Annotated in this window: 15 protein-coding genes; 10 read left to right on the top strand and 5 right to left on the bottom strand. The window is 68.5% G+C overall.

What is annotated here, in order from left to right:
• The 4 genes from ABE957_RS03130 to ABE957_RS03115 all read left to right on the top strand — a co-directional run bounded on the left by ABE957_RS03130 (window position 1) and on the right by ABE957_RS03115 (window position 4,476).
• Window positions 1-507 carry an RNA polymerase sigma factor gene (locus ABE957_RS03130; protein WP_349757215.1) on the top strand — a complete coding sequence of 169 codons (507 nt, stop codon included), beginning with the start codon at window positions 1-3 and terminating at the stop codon, window positions 505-507.
• A gap of 71 nt (window positions 508-578) precedes the next feature.
• Entirely contained in the window at window positions 579-1,346 is a 768-nt protein-coding gene (gene fhuF / locus ABE957_RS03125) for a siderophore-iron reductase FhuF (RefSeq protein WP_349757214.1), read from the top strand.
• On the top strand, window positions 1,343-2,284 hold the full coding sequence (locus ABE957_RS03120) for a helix-turn-helix transcriptional regulator (RefSeq protein WP_349757213.1): 942 nt from the start codon (window positions 1,343-1,345) through the stop codon (window positions 2,282-2,284). The genes fhuF and ABE957_RS03120 overlap by 4 nt, the downstream gene beginning before the upstream one ends.
• Window positions 2,285-2,388: 104 nt before the next feature.
• Entirely contained in the window at window positions 2,389-4,476 is a 2,088-nt protein-coding gene (locus ABE957_RS03115) for a TonB-dependent siderophore receptor (RefSeq protein WP_349757212.1), read from the top strand.
• A gap of 260 nt (window positions 4,477-4,736) precedes the next feature.
• On the opposite strand, the gene ABE957_RS03110 is transcribed toward ABE957_RS03115, so the two are convergent.
• Both ABE957_RS03110 and ABE957_RS03105 read right to left on the bottom strand, forming a co-directional pair.
• Complete coding sequence (locus ABE957_RS03110) at window positions 4,737-6,923, bottom strand: TonB-dependent siderophore receptor (RefSeq protein ID WP_349757210.1); 2,187 nt, start codon at window positions 6,921-6,923, stop codon at window positions 4,737-4,739.
• Window positions 6,924-7,090: 167 nt separating this feature from the next.
• Window positions 7,091-8,890, bottom strand: coding sequence for an ABC transporter ATP-binding protein (locus ABE957_RS03105; RefSeq protein WP_349757208.1), 1,800 nt, complete (start codon window positions 8,888-8,890; stop codon window positions 7,091-7,093).
• A 148-nt stretch (window positions 8,891-9,038) separates the two neighbouring features.
• Between ABE957_RS03105 and ABE957_RS03100 the strand changes: the two genes are divergently transcribed.
• The 5 genes from ABE957_RS03100 to ABE957_RS03080 all read left to right on the top strand — a co-directional run bounded on the left by ABE957_RS03100 (window position 9,039) and on the right by ABE957_RS03080 (window position 14,460).
• Window positions 9,039-9,806, top strand: a complete 768-nt coding sequence (locus ABE957_RS03100) for an ATP-binding cassette domain-containing protein (protein ID WP_349757206.1) — start codon at window positions 9,039-9,041, stop codon at window positions 9,804-9,806.
• A gap of 29 nt (window positions 9,807-9,835) precedes the next feature.
• Window positions 9,836-10,717, top strand: a complete 882-nt coding sequence (locus tag ABE957_RS03095) for an iron-siderophore ABC transporter substrate-binding protein (protein WP_349757205.1) — start codon at window positions 9,836-9,838, stop codon at window positions 10,715-10,717.
• Entirely contained in the window at window positions 10,707-12,719 is a 2,013-nt protein-coding gene (gene fhuB, locus ABE957_RS03090) for a Fe(3+)-hydroxamate ABC transporter permease FhuB (protein ID WP_349757203.1), read from the top strand. The genes ABE957_RS03095 and fhuB overlap by 11 nt, the downstream gene beginning before the upstream one ends.
• A gap of 68 nt (window positions 12,720-12,787) precedes the next feature.
• Window positions 12,788-13,477 (top strand): DUF1007 family protein, encoded by a 690-nt coding sequence (locus ABE957_RS03085; RefSeq protein WP_349757202.1) that lies wholly within the window; start codon window positions 12,788-12,790, stop codon window positions 13,475-13,477.
• A complete protein-coding gene (locus ABE957_RS03080; RefSeq protein WP_349757201.1) occupies window positions 13,462-14,460 on the top strand; it encodes a nickel/cobalt transporter in 999 nt (332 codons plus the stop codon). The genes ABE957_RS03085 and ABE957_RS03080 overlap by 16 nt, the downstream gene beginning before the upstream one ends.
• 176 nt (window positions 14,461-14,636) lie before the next feature.
• Here ABE957_RS03080 and ABE957_RS03075 read toward each other — a convergent pair whose 3' ends face one another.
• The 3 genes from ABE957_RS03075 to ABE957_RS03065 all read right to left on the bottom strand — a co-directional run bounded on the left by ABE957_RS03075 (window position 14,637) and on the right by ABE957_RS03065 (window position 17,222).
• Window positions 14,637-15,248, bottom strand: a complete 612-nt coding sequence (locus ABE957_RS03075; RefSeq protein ID WP_349757200.1) for a superoxide dismutase — start codon at window positions 15,246-15,248, stop codon at window positions 14,637-14,639.
• Between the two features lie 298 nt (window positions 15,249-15,546).
• Window positions 15,547-16,473 (bottom strand): electron transfer flavoprotein subunit alpha/FixB family protein, encoded by a 927-nt coding sequence (locus ABE957_RS03070; RefSeq protein WP_349757199.1) that lies wholly within the window; start codon window positions 16,471-16,473, stop codon window positions 15,547-15,549.
• Entirely contained in the window at window positions 16,470-17,222 is a 753-nt protein-coding gene (locus ABE957_RS03065) for an electron transfer flavoprotein subunit beta/FixA family protein (protein ID WP_349757198.1), read from the bottom strand. Before ABE957_RS03065 ends, ABE957_RS03070 begins: the two co-directional genes overlap by 4 nt.
• Before the next feature lie 395 nt (window positions 17,223-17,617).
• Between ABE957_RS03065 and ABE957_RS03060 the strand changes: the two genes are divergently transcribed.
• Window positions 17,618-19,258, top strand: a complete 1,641-nt coding sequence (locus ABE957_RS03060; protein WP_349757292.1) for an electron transfer flavoprotein-ubiquinone oxidoreductase — start codon at window positions 17,618-17,620, stop codon at window positions 19,256-19,258.
• Window positions 19,259-19,355 lie beyond the last annotated feature (97 nt).

Here is a 19,355-nt window from a genome sequence, read left to right as displayed (position 1 = left end):
ATGACGGCCCATACAGATCTCGATGCCCTCTTCCAGCGTCACGCCACGGACCTCGCTGGCTACCTGCGGCGCCAGCTGGCCTGCCCCCACCTCGCCGAGGACCTCTGCCAGGAGGTCTTCCTGCGCCTTGGCCAGCACCCAGAACCCGCCCGCCTAGACGAGCCCCGGGCCTACCTGTTCCGCATGGCCCGCAACCTGGTCATCGACCATCACCGACGCTGCCGCTCGCGGCCCGTCAGCCAGCCCCTGGACGACCCCGCGCTCTGCCTCTCCTGTCCGCGCCCCTGCCCCGAGGAGGCCACCGAGCGCCGCCTCTGCCTGATGCGCCTGCGCGAGGCCATGGGCGCCCTGCCGGAACGGCTACGCCAGGCACTCACCTGGCACCGCCTCGAGGGGCTGACCCAGGCAGAGATCGGCCGCCGCCTCGGCGTCTCCGAGCGCATGGCCGGGCGCTACGTGGCCCAGGCCATCGAGCGGTGTCGAGCCCGGCTGGAGGAGGCCGCCTGACGCCAAGGCTTATTTGATAACGATTATTGTTTTGTTTATCATCCAGCGACGACGTTCCCGGCGGAGGCCCCATGACCCACGCGCTGTCGACGCTCTATATCGGCCCCCTGGAGGGCCTGACGCCCCCCCGGGTCGCGCCGACGCCCGGCCCGGACGCCCTGCCCGCCAGCACCCTGCTCGAGCCGACCTACCTCACCGAGCTGTTCGAGCGCTTCGGCCGAAAATATGGCCACGGCGACCGCCGAGCGGTGGCCTCGCTCTGGTCCAAGTGGCACTTCAGCGCGCTGGCCGCCCATGGCCTGGCGGCCAATCTGCTGCTCGAACGCGACCTGCCGCTGGGGCTTCATGAGCTGCACCTGGTGCAGTCCGACGAGGGCCAGACCGCCGGGCTGGTGCTGCCCCATGCCGGCCGGCCCCTGGCCGAGCTCGAACCCGAGTCGCGCTTCGCCACCCTGCTCGACGCTCACCTGACGCCGCTGGTCGAGGCCCTGGCCGCGGCCACCGGCGCCTCGCCCAAGGTGTTCTGGAGCAACGCCGGCAACTACTTCGAGCACTTCGCCGGCGCCCTGGCCGACCACCCCATGGCCGGGCCTGACGTAGGCGACCCCGCCCGGGCGCTGATGGAGCGCCGCACCCTGCCCGACGGCCGCCGCAACCCGCTCTTCCGCCCGGTGCGCTACGTCACTCCCGCCAAGTCGGACCAGCCCGCGCGGGTGCGTCGGCTGTGCTGCATCCGCTACCTGATCGACGAGCTGGGCTACTGCGCCAACTGCCCACTGGAGTGTCGCCGCGGCGCCACGGCGGCGAGGGGCACGGGGATGGCCAAGGCAAGCGCATGAGCGCGCGTAGCGCCCCGGCGCGCGCCCATACCCTCCGGGACCTGCACGCCTATGGCCGGCACTACGGCCTCGACTATCGGGTGCCGGGCCTCTCGCCCCGCGCCGAGGTGCCGGTGATGACCGGGACGGTGCGCGAGTTCTCACCGCGCCCGGGCATGCAGCTGGTCGCCTCCGACGTGGAGGTGATCCACCGCTACGACTCCCTCTCCCGCACCCCTTCGCCACTGTCGATCGTGGTCATGCTGGAAGGCTACGCCGACGTCAGCCTCGAGAAACGCCACCTGACGCTGACCCCCGGCATGGCGCTGAGCATCCGCCTCGATGCAGGTCACGGCCTGCGGGCGACTCAACCCGCCGGCCAGCGCCTGCGGGCCCTGACCCTCGGCCTCGACGAGACCTGCCTGGCCCGACTAGGGATGCGCCCGCCATGCGCCGAGGCCTGCCCCCTTCGGGCCTGGCGGCTTCCCGAGCCGCTCCGCCTGGGCCTCGAGCAGGTCCTCGCCACGCCGCTGCCCGGCGAGGCCCAGCGACTGCTGCTCGAGGGGCTGAGCCTGCAGCTGCTGGCCCACGGCGGCGTCCTCGACGTCTCGCCGGCGTCGGACACTGCCCGGCTGGCGCCCCGGGAGCGCCGGCGCCTGGAACGGGTCCGCGACGTCCTCCGCCACGATCCCGCCGCCGAGCATCGCCTCGCCGACCTGGCCGAGCTCGCCGCCATGAGCCCCGCCAGCCTGCGGCGCAAGTTCCAGGCGGCCTTCGGTCGCAGCGTGTTCGACTACCGGCGCGAGTGCCGGCTGGCCCTGGCCCACGACTATCTGGCGCGGGGCTGCAGCGTCCAGCAGGCCGCCCACTTCTCGGGCTACCGCCACGCCAGCAACTTCGCGACCGCCTTTCGTCGCCACTTCGGCTACCCGCCAAGTTCCCTGCCGGCGGCGACCTGATCACCTGGAATAGCCACGTGAGCATTCGGCATACCCCGCCGAGCAGGCAAAAGGGAATACTTCTCATTTCCTAAAGCCACACGCTCTCAGCAAGGATGTCCCGCATGCCGACTCCACGTCCGCTCTCGCTGGCGGTGTCGCTCGCCACCGCAAGCCTCACCCTGACGGCCCACGCCGGAGACGCCGAGCAACTCTCCACCCTGACCGTCACCGCCCAGGCCGCCACCAAGACCGAGACACCCTTCAACGAGACGCCGCAGTCGACCTCTCGCGTGGAGAGTGACGAGTGGGAGCAGAAAGGGGCCGAAACAGTGCAGCGGACCCTCGATTACACGCCCGGCGCTTTTACCAATCAGATCGGCTCATCCAACCGCTACGATTACATCGTGCTGCGCGGTTTCACCGACGGCAGCGTCAGCAACACCTTCCTCGACGGCTTGAAGCTGATGGGTGATGCCGGCACCTATAGCTCACTTCAAATCGACCCCTACATGCTGGAGTCACTAGAAGTAGTGAAGGGGCCTGCTTCGGTGCTCTACGGCCGAGCCTCCCCGGGCGGGCTGGTCTCACTGACCAGCAAACGCCCGAAGTTTACTGACGAAGTGACCGGCGAGGTTACAGCAGGCTATGGCAACCGGTATCAATACCACACCGGCTTCGATGTCACCGGCAGCCTCGACGATGGCCAGCGTGCAGCTTTCCGCATCACCGGTATTGCGCGTGGCGGCGATACTCAATTCGATTCCGTCGAAGAAGAGAGCTACGCCATCGCCCCGTCGGTAACCTGGGATGTGACCAACAAGACAACGCTTAACCTCAATGCCTATCTCTCACGTGAGCCTGAAGGCGGCTACCACGGAGGGCTGCCGTACGAGGGCACCGTTTCCAGCCGGTCCGGCCGCAAGATCGACATCAGCACCTTCGAGGGCGAACCCAAGCACGACAAGTTCGAACGCGATCAAACCTTGCTCGGTTACGAACTGGAACACCGCTTCAGCGACCGACTCTCCGCGCGCCAGAAGGTGCGCTACCTGGAATCGGACGTCATCAATGATCAGGCCTACGTCACCAGCTACGCCAGTGAGACCGAGATGAATCGCGGCTATCTGGAGTCCGAGGAGAGCCTGGAGGCATGGACGCTCGACCACCAGCTCGAATACAGCCTGAATGCCGGTGGCGTGAGTCATCGCCTGCTGTTCGGTGCCGACTACCAGTACCGCCAGACCGATACGGAGGATGCCTACGGCGCGCTGACGCCGATCGATGTCTTTGATCCGCAATATGGCGCGACGCCTACTGGCGTTACCACCTATTTCAAGAAAGACCGGGAGCTCGAGCAGATCGGCACCTACTTCCAGGACCAGATCAACTGGGGCAACTGGCATGCCATGCTTGGGGCACGTCATGACTGGGTAGAGATCGACAACGTCGAGCGCCTTAACGATACGAAGAATTCCCGCGAGGATACCCAATTCAGTGGCCGCGCCGGCCTTCTCTATAGCTTCGATAATGGCGTGTCGCCGTTCATCAACTACACCACCTCGTTCTCGCCCAACAGCATATCGAAGCTCGACGGCACCATCCTGGAACCCACCGAGGGCGAGCAGGTGGAGACCGGTCTCAAGTACCAGCCGAACGGTACGGACGATCAGTACAGCCTGACGGCCTTCCACATTACCCAGGAAAATATCGCCACCAAGGAAAACCCCTCCGCCGACTACGAGACCATCGGCGAGATCCAATCCCAAGGAATCGAACTGGAAGCCCGCGTTCAGCTGGCGCAGGACGTCAGCATCCATGCAGGCTACACCTACACCGATGCCACTTATGAGGAAACCGGCAACAGCTATGAAGGGAATCAAGTCAACTCGGTGCCGGAGCAGACCGCCACTCTGTGGGGGGTCTACGATGCCTCCAGTGGTCCGCTGCGTGGCTTCGATGCCGGCCTCGGCGTCCGCCATTACACCGAGAGCTACGCTGACCGCGACAACACTCGCGAAGTGCCGAGCTATACCCTGCTCGACGGCATGATCGGCTATGACTTTGGCGAAATAGGCCTGAAGGGTTTAACCGGCAAGATCAACATCAACAACATGCTCGACGAGGACTACGTCGCCTCCTGCTATAGCCTCAGCTACTGCTACTTCGGCGCCGAGCGCAGCGTGAAGGCCACCATTAGCTACGATTTCTGACCCTCGCGCCTCACTTCCAGTCGACGCTGACCGGCAGCCATCGGACTGCCGGTCTTTTTTCGTGCCCGGCAGTCATCGGCGATGCCCTGGCTTACGGAAAAGCCCCGCCCCTCCTCGAGGACCTGGGCAGGTGCTGAGGGGGCAGACCGCATCGATCACTCCAACGGGCATGGCCGCACCGATCCCTCCCTCAGAAACGCCAAGGGCCCACCCCGTCACCGGGGTGGGCCCTGGATGGCCTGGTCGAACGAGGCGATGCCTCAGTAGGTCCAGGTCAGGTTGGCCATGACGTGGCGCGGGGCGCCGTAGAAGCCCTGATCCCACTTCAGGCTGGTCAGGTAGGTCTCGTCGGTGACGTTGTTGACGTTGAGCGAGCCGGTGAGATTGTCGCTGAAGTCATAGCTCGCCATCAGGTCGACCAGCGCATAGGCGTCCTGACGATTCTTGCCGTCAACTGTTTGGCTACTGCGCTCATTCTCGATATCGTCCTGCCAGCGCAGCCGAGCGCCGACCTTGAGCGCCTCCAAGGCTGCTGGACGGTAGCTCGTGGTCGCCTGTACCAAATGACGCGGGATATAAGTATTGGTGGCCTCGCCGTCGGCGTCCTCGATCTCCAGGTAGGTGTAGCCGGCGCTGGCCTGCCAGCCCGGCGCCAGCTCACCGGCGAGGGTCACCTCGACGCCTTCGCTGGTGATGCCGTCTGCCCCAGCGTAAACATCCCGGCCACCGATATTATCGATCACCTGAGCCACATTATTTTGCTCAGTGCGGAACACGGCCAGGGCGGAATCCGCGCCGCCGTCGAAGACGTCGGCCTTGAGCCCCAGCTCATAGCTGGCCCCCTCGATAGGATCGAGATACTGGCCGCTGCGGTCCATCTCGGTCTGGGGCGTGAAGATCTCGGTATAGCTGGCGTAGAGCGAGGCCCGGTCGGTGAGGTCGTAGATCAGGCCGGCATAGGGCGTCAGTTCGTTGTCGAGGCTCGTGTCCTGGGAGCTGCCGTACTGCTCGCCCACGGTATCCAGCCAGCTCACCCGGGCGCCGGTGACCAGCGTCCAGCGGTCGGCCAGATCCAGCTTGCCGGCACCGTAGACGCTGCGCTCCTTGATGGTGGCGTCACCACCGTAAGATTCAGTGAAGCTCAGTTCAGGATAATGGCCGTCCCAATCATCCAGCGGAGGCAATCCTTGAGGCAGGTTTTTGCGCCTCATGTCAGACCACTGCTGATTACGGCTCTGCGCCCAGTCCGTGCCCAGCACCAGCTGATGGGTTCGCCCGAACGCCTCGACATTGCCCTTGGCATGCAGGTCCGCGACCCACTGCTCCAAGTGTCGATCAAACTTGCTTAAGACTAAATCGTAATCGTTATTGGAAATCTCTCCCGTTGATGCATCTGGAACAGCGCCGATATAAAAACTGTTGGCATCGGTAATCATGTCCAGATGGGTCACCGTGCCTGTGAGCGACCAGTCGTCAGAGAGCCGCTGAGTCAACTCGACGAAGCTGCGCTGCGTTTCCACATTCCAGTAGGACCAGTCCGAGGCCGATGACGTTGAGCGATCATAGTCAGTGGCGTTACCAGCCGAATCGTAGAGCGGCAATGCCCCCCACATGTTGCTGTCGGTGTCGTTCTGCTGCCAGGTATGCCCCAGCGCCAGCTGAGTGCTGTCGGTCAAGTCGACTTCCAACACCCCGTAGAGCAGGCCCCGCTCCCGATGTAGCCGATCCAGGTAGGAGTCGCCCTCCTGCCCCACGGCGACCAGGCGGCCGCGCACCCGACCCTCATCGTCCAGGGGGCCGGAGATATCGAGCGCCAAGCGACGATGGTCCCAGCTGCCCAGGGTGGTCGACACCGAGGCCTGGGGCGTCGCAGTGGGCCGCTTGCGGACGAAGTTGACGGTGGCCGCCGGATTGCCCGAGCCGGACATCAGGCCGGTGGCGCCGCGCACCACCTCGACGCGGTCATAGAGGGCGGTATCGATATCGCCGTGGACGTTGTTGTAGGGCATCGGCACGCGCAGACCGTCGACCTGGAAGTTCGAGATCTCGAACCCGCGCGAGCTGTAGTAGGTGCGGTCCGTTTCCGGCCGCTCTACCGTCACCCCCGGTGCGCTCTCCAGAACGTCATTGATCGTATTGAGATTGAAATCCTCGATCTGGGCGCGGGTCACCGTGGAGACGGACTGCGGCGTCTCGCGCGGCGTCAGATCGAGCTTGGTCGCGGTGCTGGTCTGGGCGACCCGGTAGTCATCGGCACCCTCGGTGACCAGCGACAGCGCCTCGGCCTCGACGGTGACCGTCTCGAGCGCTTCGGCGGACGCGGCCTCCTCGGCCAGCAGGGCGGGCGAGCCCAACACGAGACTGCCGAGGGTGGCGAGGCCGAGGGCGCGGCGCACGGCCTGGGCGAGGGGGTCGACCCCGACGCGACGGGAAGCGGATGGGAACATGGGGAAGCAAGCCTCTGGGTCTTATGCACGGGAATGCGCATGATAATGACTCGCATTAATAACAACAACCCAATTGGAACTTATTCTCGTTGGAAGCGTCCGCATCGACCACCCGCCTCGACGGCGGCCCTGCGGTCGCCGCCTGGAGGCAAAGAACGGGGCTCGCGTCAGCCCGAGGTCGCGGCCGCCTCGACCTCGCCGGTCTGCACCCGCCACTGGGCGGCGTAGCGGCCGTCCCTGGCGAGCAGCTCGGCGTGGGTGCCCCGCTCGACCACCCGACCGGCCTCGATGACGGCGATCGCATCGGCGTGAACGATGGTCGAGAGCCGATGGGCGATCATGATCACGGTGCGGCCGTGGCCGATGCGCGCGAGGGAGCGCTGGATCGCCGCTTCGGTCTCGTTGTCCACGGCGCTGGTGGCCTCGTCGAGCACCAGGATCGGCGGATCCTTGAGCAGCGCCCGGGCCAGCGACAGCCGCTGGCGCTGGCCGCCGGAGAGGCGAACCCCGCGCTCGCCCACCACGGTGTCGAGCCCCTGGGGCAGCGCCTGGATGAAGTCCCAGGCCTCGGCGGTGCGCGCCGCCTCGACGATCTCGGCCTCGGGAGCATCGGGCCTGCCGTAGGCGATGTTGTCGCGCACCGTGCCCTCGAACAGGTAGACGTCCTGGCTGACCAGGCCGATGGCCCCGCGCAGCGACGCCAGCGACACCGCGTCGACCGGCTGGCCGTCGACGGTCACCCGTCCCGCGTCGGGGTCGTGGAAGCGCAGCAGCAGCTTGATCAGCGTCGACTTGCCGGAGCCGGTGGCCCCGACCAGCGCCAGGGTATGCCCCGCCGGCACGGCCAGGTCGATACCCTGGACCCCGGCGCCCCCCTCGTCGTAGTGGAAGCTCACCGCCTCGAAGGCCACCGCGCCGCGCACCGGCGTGGCCAGCGCCTCGGTGGCCTCGTCGCGCACCCGGATGGGCGTGGCAATCAGGTCGAGGATGCGCCGGGTGCTGGCCATGGCGCGCTCGAAGAGGTCGATCACCTGGGCCAGCCCGGTGAGCGGCCACAGCAGCCGCTGGGTGAGGAACACCAGCACGCCGTAGGCGCCCACGTTGAGCTCGCCCGAGAGCGCCATCATGCCGCCCACGGTGAAGGTGGCGAGGAAGCCGGTGAGGATCGCCATGCGGATCACCGGGATGAAGGCGGAGCTCAAGCGAATCGCCCGGCGGTTGGCCGCCACGTAGGCCTCGCTGGCGGCCTTGAGGCGCTCGGCCTCGCGGGCCTCGGCGGTGAAGCTCTTGATGGTGGCGATGCCCGCCAGGTTGTTGGAGAGGCGGCTTGAGAGCTCGCCGACCCGTTCGCGGACGTCGGCGTAGAGCGGCCCGGCCTTGCGCTGGAAGTAGAAGGCCCCCCAGACGATCAGCGGGATCGGCGTGAAGGCCAGCAGGGCGATCAAGGGCGAGAGCACGAAGAAGACCGCGCCCACCGCCACCACGGTCACCGCGACCTGGATCATGGCGTTGGCGCCGCCGTCGAGGAAGCGCTCGAGCTGGTTGACGTCGTCGTTCATGGTCGCCACCAGCTGCCCCGAGCTTCGTGACTCGAAGAAGCCCATGTCCAGCCGCTGGGCATGCTCGTAGGCGTCCTGACGCAGGTCGGCCTGCAGCCGCTGGGCCAGGTTGCGCCAGAGGATCTGGAACAGATACTCGAACAGCGACTCGCCGGCCCAGATGAAGAAGGTCAGCGCGCCGAGCACCAGGATCTGCTGCTCGGCGGTGGTGAAGCCCAGCCCCGCGACGAAGCTCTCCTCCTGGTTGACCACCACGTCGATGGCCACGCCGATCAGGATCTCAGGAGCGATATCGAAGAGCTTGTTGAGGATCGAGCAGAGGGTGGCGGCGAGGATGCGACGCCGATAGCCCCGGGCATAGCGCAAGAGGCGCCCCAGGGCCTGGAAGCTGGAAGCGGTGGAAGACATCGAAACGGTCCTTGTTGGCGGGGGCCCAAGGCTACGGCATGTTGCCGCCCCAGCCAACCGATAGCATTGATAAGTATTATTATTTGGCTTACGCTTTGCGAAAATCCTCACCGCCTCCCCGGGGCGGCCTTCCGCGAGCGGAGCCCCCATGATCGAAACGCGCGCCGCCTCCTTCGAGGTCAACGGCCAGTGCCTGCTTGAGCCCCTCGACCTGGCCTTCGAGCAGGGCCGGGTCCACGGCCTGATCGGCCACAACGGCTCGGGCAAGTCGACCCTGCTCAAGCTGCTGGCCCGCCAGCAGGCCGCCAGCCGGGGGGAGCTTCGCCTGGATGGCAAGCCGTTGACGGCCTGGGGGCATCGCGCCTTCGCGCGCCGGGTCGCCTACCTGCCCCAGCACTTGCCCGCCGCCGACCACCTCACCGGCCGCGAGCTGGTGGGCTTCGGCCGCTACCCCTGGCGCGGCCTGCTGGGCCGCCACGGCCGCGATGACGAGGCGGCCATCGACCGCGCCATGGCCCTGACCCATACCGAGCCCTTCGCCGATCGCCAGGTGGACACCCTCTCCGGCGGCGAGCGCCAGCGGGTCTGGCTGGCCATGCTGCTCGCCCAGGGCAGCCGCTTCCTGCTCCTCGACGAGCCCCTGGCGGCGCTGGACGTCGCCCACCAGGTGGAGGTGCTGGCGCTGACCCGCCGGCTGTGCCGGGAGCTCGACCTCGGGGTGATCATCGTGCTCCACGACATCAACATGGCCTCGCGCTACTGCGACCGCCTGGTGGCCCTGCACGGCGGCCGCCTGCTGGCCCAGGGCACGCCCGAGGAGATGATGAACGGCGACACCCTGAAGGCCATCTACGGCATTCCCATGCACGTCATGGCCCACCCCCGTGGCGGGCACCGCGTCGCCATCGCCCACTAGCCACGCTGCCCCTGACCATGGAGCTCGCCGTGTTTCCCGGATCGCCCCGCCCTCGACGCGCCCCGACATGGCTCGCCGGCCTGGTCGCCGCGCTTTTCGCCGCCGCGGCTCCGGCCGATGCGCCACGCCTCGCCACCCTCGACTGGACCCTGGCCGAGACGCTGGTCGCGCTCGATGCGCCCCCCGTCGCCGTCGCCCAGGTCGAGGCCTATCACGCCTGGGTGGGCGAGCCGGCCCTGCCTGCCTCGACCCTCGACCTAGGGCTGAGAAGCCAGCCCAACCTGGAACGGCTGGCGAGCCTCGCCCCCGAGCGCATCCTGATCTCGCCGATGTTCGCCAACCTCGCGCCGCGTCTCGCGCGCATCGCCCCGGTATCGTCGCTGCCGCTCTACCGCCCCGAGCGCGACACCTGGACGGAGATGCGCGAGCTGACCCGGTCACTCGGCGAACTGGTCGAGCGCCCCGTGGCGGCGACCCGGCTGATCGGTGAGACCGAGGCCCGGCTCGACGCCCTGCGCCGGCGCCTCGGCGACACCACGCCACCACTGGTGGTCGTACAGTTCATGGATAGCCGCCACGTGCGGGTCTTCGGCGACAACGGCCTCTACCAGGCGGTGCTCGACCGCCTCGGCCTCGACAACGCCTGGACCGGCCCCACCAACGCCTGGGGCTTCTCGCTGGTGGGCCTCGAGGCGCTGGCTGGCCTCGACGCCCGGCTGGTGGTGGTGGAGCCATACCCCGCCGGGGTCCGCGAGCGTCTGGACGACGGCGGCCTCTGGAGTCACCTGGTCGAGGCGAGCCGCGGCGCCCCCCTCGTGCTGCCGCCGGTATGGAGCTTCGGCGCCCTGCCCTCGGCCACGCGTTTCGCCGAGCAGCTGGTGAGTGCCCTGGAGGCCGGCGATGCCGCCTGACGCCCTCGCCTCGCACCATCTCTGGCGCCCCCGGCTGACGCCGACACTGCTCTGCCTGCCACTCGCCCTCGGCGTGCTGGCCCTCGCCCTCGACCACCTGCTCGCCGGCCCCGGCCTGGAGGCCGGACTGGCCGCGCTGCTCGAGCCCGCGGCGCCGGGCGAGGCCGCCACGAGCCTGGTGCTGCACTACGCCTGGTGGCCGCGACTCGCCATGGCGCTGCTCGCCGGCGGCGGCCTGGCGCTCGCCGGGGTGCTGATGCAGCAGGTGCTGCGCAACCCGCTGGCCGCCCCCACCACCCTGGGCGTGGCGAGCGGCGCCAACCTGGCGCTGATGGCCGCCTCGCTAATGGCCCCGGGCCTACTGGGGCTGGGGCGGGAATGGGTGGCGCTGGCCGGCGGCGGCCTGGCCATGGGGCTGGTCTTCGCCCTGGCCTGGCGGCGCGGCCTGGCGCCGGTGGTGGTGGTGCTCGGCGGGCTGGTGGTCAACCTCTACTTCGGGGCGCTCTCCATGGTGCTGCTGCTCTTCCACCAGGAGGAGCTCAAGGGGCTGCTGATCTGGGGCGCCGGGTCGCTTTACCAGAACGGCTGGCAGGACGTCGCCTTCCTGGCGCCGCGCCTGGCGATCGGCGGCCTGCTCGCCTGGCTGCTGCTGCGCCCCCTGGCGGTCCTCGCCCTCGACGAGGCGGGCGCCCGCAGCCTCGGCGTCTCGCTCAAGCACCTGCGCCTCGCCGGCCTCGGGCTCGCCGTCTTTCTCACCGGCTGCGTCGTCAGCGTGGTGGGGATCGTCGGCTTCATCGGCCTGGCCGCGCCCAATATCGTGCGCCTGGCCGGCGCGCGGAGGCTGGGCGCTCGCCTCGCCTGGTCGACGCTGCTCGGCGCCCTGCTGCTGGCCGCCACCGACCTGGCACTGCAGCGCGTCTCGGGCCACCTGCCGACCCTGATCCCCACCGGCGCCACCACCGCGGCCCTGGGCGCCCCGCTGCTGCTGTGGCTGATCCCGCGGCTGCGCCTCAGCGGCGAGACGCCCCCGCGCGAGGCCCGGGCCCTCGGCCATCGCCATCCGGCCCCGCGGCGGCTGGCCGCCGGACTCGCCATCGCCCTGCTCGGCGTGGGGGCGATCGCGGTGCTCGCCGGCCAGGGGCCCAACGGCTGGCAGTGGACCGCGCCCGGCGACTGGGGGGTGCTGCAGTGGCGCGCGCCCCGGGCGCTGGCCGCCGCCGCCTGCGGGGTGATGCTCGCCCTCGCCGGCACCCTGATCCAGCGCCTCACCGCCAACCCCATGGCCAGCCCCGAGGTGCTGGGCATCAGCGGCGGCAGCGCCATCGCCCTGATGGGCGCCATCTTCCTGCTGCCCGCCCCCGGCAACCTGACCCTGGTGGCCGCCGGCACCCTGGGGGCGCTGGCCAGCCTGGCCGTGCTGGTGGGGATCAATCGCGGAAGCGGCTTCCAGCCAGAGCGGCTGCTGCTGACGGGCGTGGCGATCACCGCGCTGTTCGAGGCGATCAAGGGCGTGGTGCTGGCCGGCGGCGACCCGCGCGGCCAGCAGGTGATCGCCTGGCTCTCCGGCTCCACCTACTACGTCGACCCGACCGCCGCGCTGGCAGTGGCCGCCGCGGCCCTGCTGCTGGCCCTGGCCGCCGCGCCGCTGGCGCGCTGGCTCGACATCCTGCCGCTGGGCGGCGCCACGGCCGCGGCCCTGGGGCTGCCCCTGGCCCGCGCGCGGCTGGCGCTGCTGCTGATGGTGGCGCTGCTCACCGCCGGGGCCACCCTGGTGGTGGGGCCGCTCTCCTTCGTCGGCCTGCTGGCCCCGCACATGGCGCGCCTGCTGGGATTCACCCGGGCCCAGGCGCATCTCGCCGGCGCCGCGCTCACCGGCGCCCTGCTGATGGTGCTGGCCGATGGCCTCGGCCGCCAGCTGCTGTTCCCCGAGGAGATCCCGGCCGGCCTGGTGGCCTCGCTGCTTGGCGGCGCCTACTTCATGTGGGGACTGCGACGCCTGTGAAGGAGGCCAGGCCAAACGCTCTCAATCCCGCGTTGCCGCCTGCCCGCCACTGCCCTAGGATATCGCCCATGCTGCCGACACGCTCCTTACGCGGCCGGGCCGGACGACGCCGTCTCGCCCTGGCCCTCGCCTGTGCCCTCTCCCTCTGGCCCCTGCTGAGCCAGGCCCATCCTCACGGCTGGGTGGACGTCTCGGTGCGCGTCCAGGTGGATGAGCGCGGTCGGGTCGAGGCCCTGCAGCAACGCTGGCGCCTGGACCCCCTCTACAGCCTGCTGCTGCTAGAGGAGCTGCAAGCCGCCGAGGGCGAGGCCCCGATGGAGGCGCGCCTCGACCAGCTCGGCGTGGAGATCCGCCACAACCTCGCCCCGCAACACTACTTCACCCACGTCACCCAGGGCGGCGAAACGGTCGCGCTCGGTGAGGTGGAGCACCTCACCACCCTGGCGCGGGACGGCCGCGTCGAACTCATGTTCCGGCTGCCCCTGGCCGAGCCCCTGGCGCTCGGCCAGGGGCCGATGCGCTACCGGATCTATGACCCGACCTACTATCTCGAGGTACTGCACGAGGCGGAGGGCGACACCCCCCGGCCCGACGCGCTTGTGGTGACGGGGGCCGACTGCCAGACGCGTATCATCGCCGCCGATCCCGACCCGACCCGGGTCGCCGAGGCGGCACGCCTGGACCGCGATGCCCAGGCGCCGGAAGGGCTGGGACGCTTCTTTGCCGAGACCGGAGAGGTGCGATGCGATCCTCCCTGACTCCCGCCGAAGGCGCCCCGCGCCTCCCATGGCCCTGGCTGATCGGGCTCGGGGGGCTGGTGCTGGCGGTGCTCGGCCTTGCCTGGATTGCGTCCGGCCAGGGATTCGGCCTGCAATTGGTGGCCTGGCAGCGCGACCTGCACCGCGCCCTCACCGAGGCGGTCGCCACCCTCGACGCCGTCCCGAGCGCGACCGCCTGGCTGAGCCTGCTCGGCCTCAGCTTCGGCTACGGCATCTTCCATGCCGCCGGCCCCGGCCATGGCAAGGCGGTGCTCTCCACCTACCTGCTCAGCCAGGGCGGCGCCCTGCGCCGGGCCCTGCTGCTCTCCTGCCTGGCCTCGCTGCTCCAGGCCGTGGTGGCCATTGCCCTGGTCACCCTGCTGGTCCATGGGCTCGGCTGGCTGACGCGCCAGGCCATGGAATCGGTGGTCTGGCTGGAACAGGCCAGCTACCTGCTGGTCGCGATGCTGGGGCTCTGGCTGTGCTGGCGCGCACTGCGTCTGCCTCGTCAGGCGGCGGTCCTTGATCATGCGCACGATCACCCGGCGTGCGACTGCGCCCACCACCTGACACCCCGCCAGGCCGAGGACTGGCGGGGCGCCCTGGCGGTGGTGGCGTCGATCGGCATGCGGCCCTGCAGCGGCAGCGTCCTGCTGGTCGGAGCCGCCTCCCTGCTCGGCCACTACTGGGCAGGGGTGCTGGCAGTGCTGGCCATGGCGGGAGGGACGGCCCTGACGGTCTCGGCGCTGGCCCTGGCCAGCGTCGTGGCCAGGGGGTGGGCCGAGCGTCGCCTGCAGCACTCCTTCCGCTGGCAAGGGCTCGAGCGAGGCTTTCGCTGGGTCGGCTTCGCGGGGGGCCTGCTCATCCTGCTCCTGGGCCTCTCCCTCTTCATGACCGGCATTCGCGCCCCTGCGGATGTCCTGCTCCTTAACGCACCGTCTCCGGGCCCTTCGCCCTCCGCCTCGCCGTTCGGCGGCGGCTAGCTCGCCCCTTGCCGATGGCGCCGGCCGACGGGCTCGACGGCGACCGCTTCCTGTGGGGCTGCAGGCCGCCCCCGCGCGCCGCTACCGAAAGTCGCCACGAAAAAACGCCGCGCCTTAATGGGGCGCGGCGCCGATGCGGATCCAGAGCGGCGGGACCACTATCCCGCCAGATGATCTCAGCCGATGGCGTTCTGGTAGCGACGCTCGACGTCTTCCCAATTGATGACGTTGAAGAAGGCCGCCACGTAATCCGGACGCTTGTTCTGATACTTTAGGTAGTAGGCGTGCTCCCAGACATCCAGGCCCAGCACGGGCCAGCGGCCCTCCATGATCGGGCTGTCCTGGTTGAGGGTGTTCTCCACCTTCAGGGTGCCCTCCGGCGTGACGCTCAGCCAGGCCCAGCCGCTGCCGAAGCGGCCCAGCGCGGCCTTGGTGAAGGCCTCCTTGAAGGCGTCGAAGCCGCCCAGCTCGCTGTCGATGGCCTCAGCCACCTTGCCGTGCGGCTGACCGCCGCCGTCGGGCGACATCATCTGCCAGAACATGGAGTGGTTGGCATGACCGCCGCCGTTGTTGATCACGGCCTGGCGGTGGCTGTCCGGGACATGGTCAAGGTTCGCGATCAGCTCCTCGACGTGCACCTCCTCGAGGCCAGTGCCCTCGAGGGCGGCGTTGAGGTTGTTGACGTAGGTCTGATGGTGACGGGAGTGGTGGATCTCCATGGTCAGCGCATCAACGTGCGGTTCCAGGGCGTCGTAGGCATAGGGAAGATCAGGAAGGGTATGCGGCATGATGCTTCCTCCTTGCGGGTATCCGTGGGGCCCTCGCCCCGATTCACTCCCAAGGATGGCAGAGAAGCGCACTTGTTGCTAATAGTTCTCGTTATCCCTTTTATAGCTCCCGTTAATCAAGGATCTGCTCCCTATACGGCCGACCTACGACAAGGCCGGCCCCCGAGGAGGGGCCGGCCTTGAGGGGACGCGCAAGAGCGGTTTACAGCTTCTGCTCGAGCTCCGGCAGGACGTCGAACGGGTCGCCGACCAGGCCGGTAACGATCGAAAGCGCGACCTGGAAGATCACGATCTTCCGTTACAGCTTCTGTTCCAACTCCGGCAGGACGTCGAACAGGTCACCGACCAGGCCGTAATCGGCCACCTGGAAGATCGGCGCCTCCTCGTCCTTGTTGATGGCGACGATCACCTTGGAGTCCTTCATGCCCGCCAGGTGCTGGATGGCGCCCGAGATGCCCACGGCGATGTAGAGCTCCGGGGCGACGATCTTGCCGGTCTGGCCGACCTGCATGTCGTTGGGCACGAAGCCGGCGTCGACCGCGGCGCGCGAGGCGCCGATGGCGGCCCCCAGCTTGTCGGCGATACCGTCGAGCAGCTTGAAGTTCTCGCCGTTGCCCATGCCGCGTCCGCCGGAGATGACGACCTTGGCCGCCCCCAGCTCGGGACGGTCGCTCTGCGCCAGCTCCTCGCCGACGAAGCTGGACTGGGCGTTGTCGACCACGACGTCCACGGCCTCGATGGCGGCGCTGCCGCCCTCGGCGACCGCGTCGAAGGCGGTGGCGCGCACGGTGATCACCTTCAGGGCGTCGTCGCTCTGCACGGTGGCGATGGCGTTGCCGGCGTAGATCGGCCGCTTGAAGGTGTCGGCGCTCTCGACCGAGATGATCTCGGAGAGCTGCGCCACGTCCTTCAGCGCCGCGACCCGCGGCAGCACGTTCTTGCCGGTGGTGGAGGCCACCGCCAGCAGGTGGCTGTAGTCGTCGGCCAGTTCGGCCAGCAGCGCGCCCATGGGCTCGGCGAGCTGGTGGGCATAGACGGCATGGTCGGCGACGCGAACGCGGCTCACGCCGTCGAGCTTGGCGGCCGCCTCGGCGATGGCGCCGACGTTCTCGCCGGCCACCAGGACATCGATGTCGCCACCGATCTGCTGCGCCGCGGCGACCACGTGGGCGGTGGCGCCGGCCAGGGCGCCGTCATGGTGTTCGGCCAGGACGAGAATGCTCATGAGATCACCTTGGCTTCGTTCTTGAGTTTGTCCACGAGCTCATCGACGGAGCCCACCTTGACGCCGCCCTGGCGCTCGGCCGGCGGCTCGACCTTGACCAGCTTGACCTTGGAGGCCACCTCGATGCCGAGGTCCGCTGGGGTCTTGACGTCCATCGGCTTCTTCTTGGCCTTCATGATGTCGGGCAGCTTGGCGTAGCGCGGCTCGTTGAGGCGCAGGTCGGTGGTGACGATCGCCGGCAGGGTCAGTTCGACGGTCTGCAGGCCGCCGTCGATCTCGCGGGTCACCTTGGCCTTGTCGCCCTCGACAACCACCTCGGAGGCGAAGGTGCCCTGGGGCAGCCCGGTCAGCGCCGCCAGCATCTGGCCGGTCTGGTTGTTGTCGGTGTCGATGGCCTGCTTGCCGAGGATCGTGAGGCCCGGCTGCTCCTCCTCGACGATCTTGGCCAGCGCCTTGGCGGCACCCAGCGACTCGACCCGCTCGTCGGTCTCGACGTGCACGGCGCGGTCGGCGCCCAGCGCCAGCGCGGTGCGCAGCTGCTCCTGGGCGGCCTTGGGCCCGACGGTAGCGACGACCACCTCGGTGGCCACGCCCTTCTCCTTCAGGCGCACCGCCTCTTCCACGGCGATCTCGCAGAAGGGGTTCATGGCCATCTTGACGTTGGTGAGGTCGACGTCGGAGTGGTCCGGCTTGACCCGGATCTTGACGTTGTAGTCGATGACGCGTTTGACCGCGACGAGTACCTTCATAGTGTCCTCGCTTGGTTCACTCTGGGAACCTGATGATGAGAGAAGCGGCCTCGACCACCCAAGCGAGCGGGCGGGAAACACGCCTCCTTGGAACCGGCCGGCATACTCTTATGCGTTTCATGCAAGCGTTTGATAGGCGCTGCAGCGAAAAACGTTCCCAATGTGCCATGACCGGCCCGGATCAACAATCCCCGGCCTGACGGGGCCCATTCCTGCCTGCACCGCCCCCTGCACCATCGCAGGGGGTGACCCTTTACCGCTATTATGCCTATCATGAGACATGGCTAGAAGCAAACGACCGTTTTAAATCCTATCGACGTTGGTCGCATCCGCCGACCGCGTCCTCGGGGACAGAAGGAGAAGAGCAGGTGGAAGAACAAGTCGAACGCGATTCCATGGACTTCGATGTGGTCATCGTCGGTGCCGGCCCCTCGGGCCTCTCGGCCGCGTCGCGCCTGATGCAGCAGGCCAACGAGGCCGGCCAGGAGCTGACGGTGTGCGTGGTGGAGAAGGGCTCCGAGGTGGGCGCCCACATCCTCTCCGGGGCCGTCTTCGAGCCCCGCGCCCTCAACGAGCTGTTCCCCGACTGGGAGGAGCGCGGCGCGCCGCTGACCACCCCCGCGACCCGCGACGAGCTCTATCTCCTCAAGGACGCCGAGAAGGCCCAGAAGCTGCCCAACGCCCTGGTACCGAAGACCATGCACAACACCGGCGGGGACATCACCCGCTACGTGATCAGCGCCGGCAACCTGTGCCGCTGGCTCGCCGAGCAGGCCGAGGCGCTGGGCGTGGAGATCTTCCCCGGCTTCGCCGCCCAGGAGGTGATCGTCGAGGAGGGGGTGGTCAAGGGGATCCTCGTCGGCGACATGGGCGTGGGCGCCGACGGCCAGCCCAAGGACGGCCACATGCCGGGCATGGAGCTGCGCGCCAAGTACACCCTGTTCGCCGAGGGGGCCCGCGGCCACCTGGGCAAGCGGCTGATCCGCGACTTCGAGCTCGACGCGGGCAAGGACCCCCAGCACTACGGCATCGGCCTGAAGGAGCTGTGGGACGTCCCCGCTGAGCAGCACGAGCCGGGCCTGGTGCTGCACGGCTCCGGCTGGCCGCTGGACAAGCAGACCCACGGCGGCTGGTTCCTCTATCACGCCGAGAACCAGCAGGTGGTGGTCGGCCTGATCATGGACCTCTCCTACCAGAACCCCTGGCTCTCGCCCTTCGACGAGTTCCAGCGCATGAAGCACCATCCGGTGCTCAAGACGCACCTCGAGGGAGGCAAGCGGGTGGCCTACGGCGCCCGGGCCATCGCCAAGGGCGGCCTCAACTGCCTGCCGAAGATGACCTTCCCCGGGGGCCTGCTGATCGGCTGTGACGCCGGCACCCTGAACTTCGCCAAGATCAAGGGCCTGCACACCGCCATGAAGTCCGGCCTGGTGGCCGCCGAGGCGGTCTTCGAGGCCCTTAAAGAGGGCGACGAGGGCGGACGCGAGCTCGCTTCCTTCACCGAGAAGTGGGAGGCGAGCTGGGCCTACCAGGAACTCGACGAGAGCCGCAGCTTCGGCCCGGCGATCCACAAGTACGGCACCGTCGGCGGCGGCGCCTACAACTTCCTCGACCAGCTCCTCGGCGGCAAGCTGCCCAACGTCCACGACACCACGCCGGACCACGCCACCCTGAAGCCGGCGGCCGAGTGCGAGAAGATCGACTACCCGAAGCCCGACGGCAAGCTCTCCTTCGACAAGCCCTCCTCGGTGTTCCTGTCGAACACCAACCACGAGGAGGACCAGCCCTGCCACCTGAAGCTGGCCGACCCGGAGCTGCCGATCCGCGACAACCTGCCCACCTATGCCGAGCCGGCAAGCCGCTACTGCCCGGCCGGGGTCTACGAGGTGGTCGAGGCCGACGATGGCACGCCCAAGTTCCAGATCAACTTCCAGAACTGCGTGCACTGCAAGACCTGCGACATCAAGGATCCCGCCCAGAACATCACCTGGGTGGCGCCGGAGGGCGGCGGCGGGCCGAACTACCCGAACATGTAACGCATGCCCCGCCTAAACGGCCCCAACGAAGCGGCCCCGCCATTGGCGGGGCCGCTTCACGTTCCGTGGCTGGTGTCGATCGAGCGTCCGCGTCGCG

The sequence above is a fragment of the Halomonas pelophila genome (assembly GCF_040196315.1).
GTDB lineage: Bacteria > Pseudomonadota > Gammaproteobacteria > Pseudomonadales > Halomonadaceae > Halomonas > Halomonas pelophila.
Note: the sequence above shows the minus strand (reverse complement) of the source record. Positions and strands in the feature narration are given on the sequence as shown.

Excerpts from the sequence above, each read along its gene's own strand:
- ABE957_RS03070 (WP_349757199.1), bottom strand. The coding sequence starts at position 16,473 with ATGAGCATTCTCGTCCTGGCCGAACACCATGACGGCGCCCTGGCCGGC.
- ABE957_RS03085 (WP_349757202.1), top strand. The coding sequence starts at position 12,788 with ATGCTGCCGACACGCTCCTTACGCGGCCGGGCCGGACGACGCCGTCTC.
- ABE957_RS03120 (WP_349757213.1), top strand. The coding sequence starts at position 1,343 with ATGAGCGCGCGTAGCGCCCCGGCGCGCGCCCATACCCTCCGGGACCTG.
- fhuB (WP_349757203.1), top strand. The coding sequence starts at position 10,707 with ATGCCGCCTGACGCCCTCGCCTCGCACCATCTCTGGCGCCCCCGGCTG.
- ABE957_RS03100 (WP_349757206.1), top strand. The coding sequence starts at position 9,039 with ATGATCGAAACGCGCGCCGCCTCCTTCGAGGTCAACGGCCAGTGCCTG.
- ABE957_RS03080 (WP_349757201.1), top strand. The coding sequence starts at position 13,462 with ATGCGATCCTCCCTGACTCCCGCCGAAGGCGCCCCGCGCCTCCCATGG.
- ABE957_RS03110 (WP_349757210.1), bottom strand. The coding sequence starts at position 6,923 with ATGTTCCCATCCGCTTCCCGTCGCGTCGGGGTCGACCCCCTCGCCCAG.
- ABE957_RS03105 (WP_349757208.1), bottom strand. The coding sequence starts at position 8,890 with ATGTCTTCCACCGCTTCCAGCTTCCAGGCCCTGGGGCGCCTCTTGCGC.
- ABE957_RS03060 (WP_349757292.1), top strand. The coding sequence starts at position 17,618 with ATGGACTTCGATGTGGTCATCGTCGGTGCCGGCCCCTCGGGCCTCTCG.
- ABE957_RS03130 (WP_349757215.1), top strand. The coding sequence starts at position 1 with ATGACGGCCCATACAGATCTCGATGCCCTCTTCCAGCGTCACGCCACG.
- fhuF (WP_349757214.1), top strand. The coding sequence starts at position 579 with ATGACCCACGCGCTGTCGACGCTCTATATCGGCCCCCTGGAGGGCCTG.
- ABE957_RS03075 (WP_349757200.1), bottom strand. The coding sequence starts at position 15,248 with ATGCCGCATACCCTTCCTGATCTTCCCTATGCCTACGACGCCCTGGAA.
- ABE957_RS03065 (WP_349757198.1), bottom strand. The coding sequence starts at position 17,222 with ATGAAGGTACTCGTCGCGGTCAAACGCGTCATCGACTACAACGTCAAG.
- ABE957_RS03115 (WP_349757212.1), top strand. The coding sequence starts at position 2,389 with ATGCCGACTCCACGTCCGCTCTCGCTGGCGGTGTCGCTCGCCACCGCA.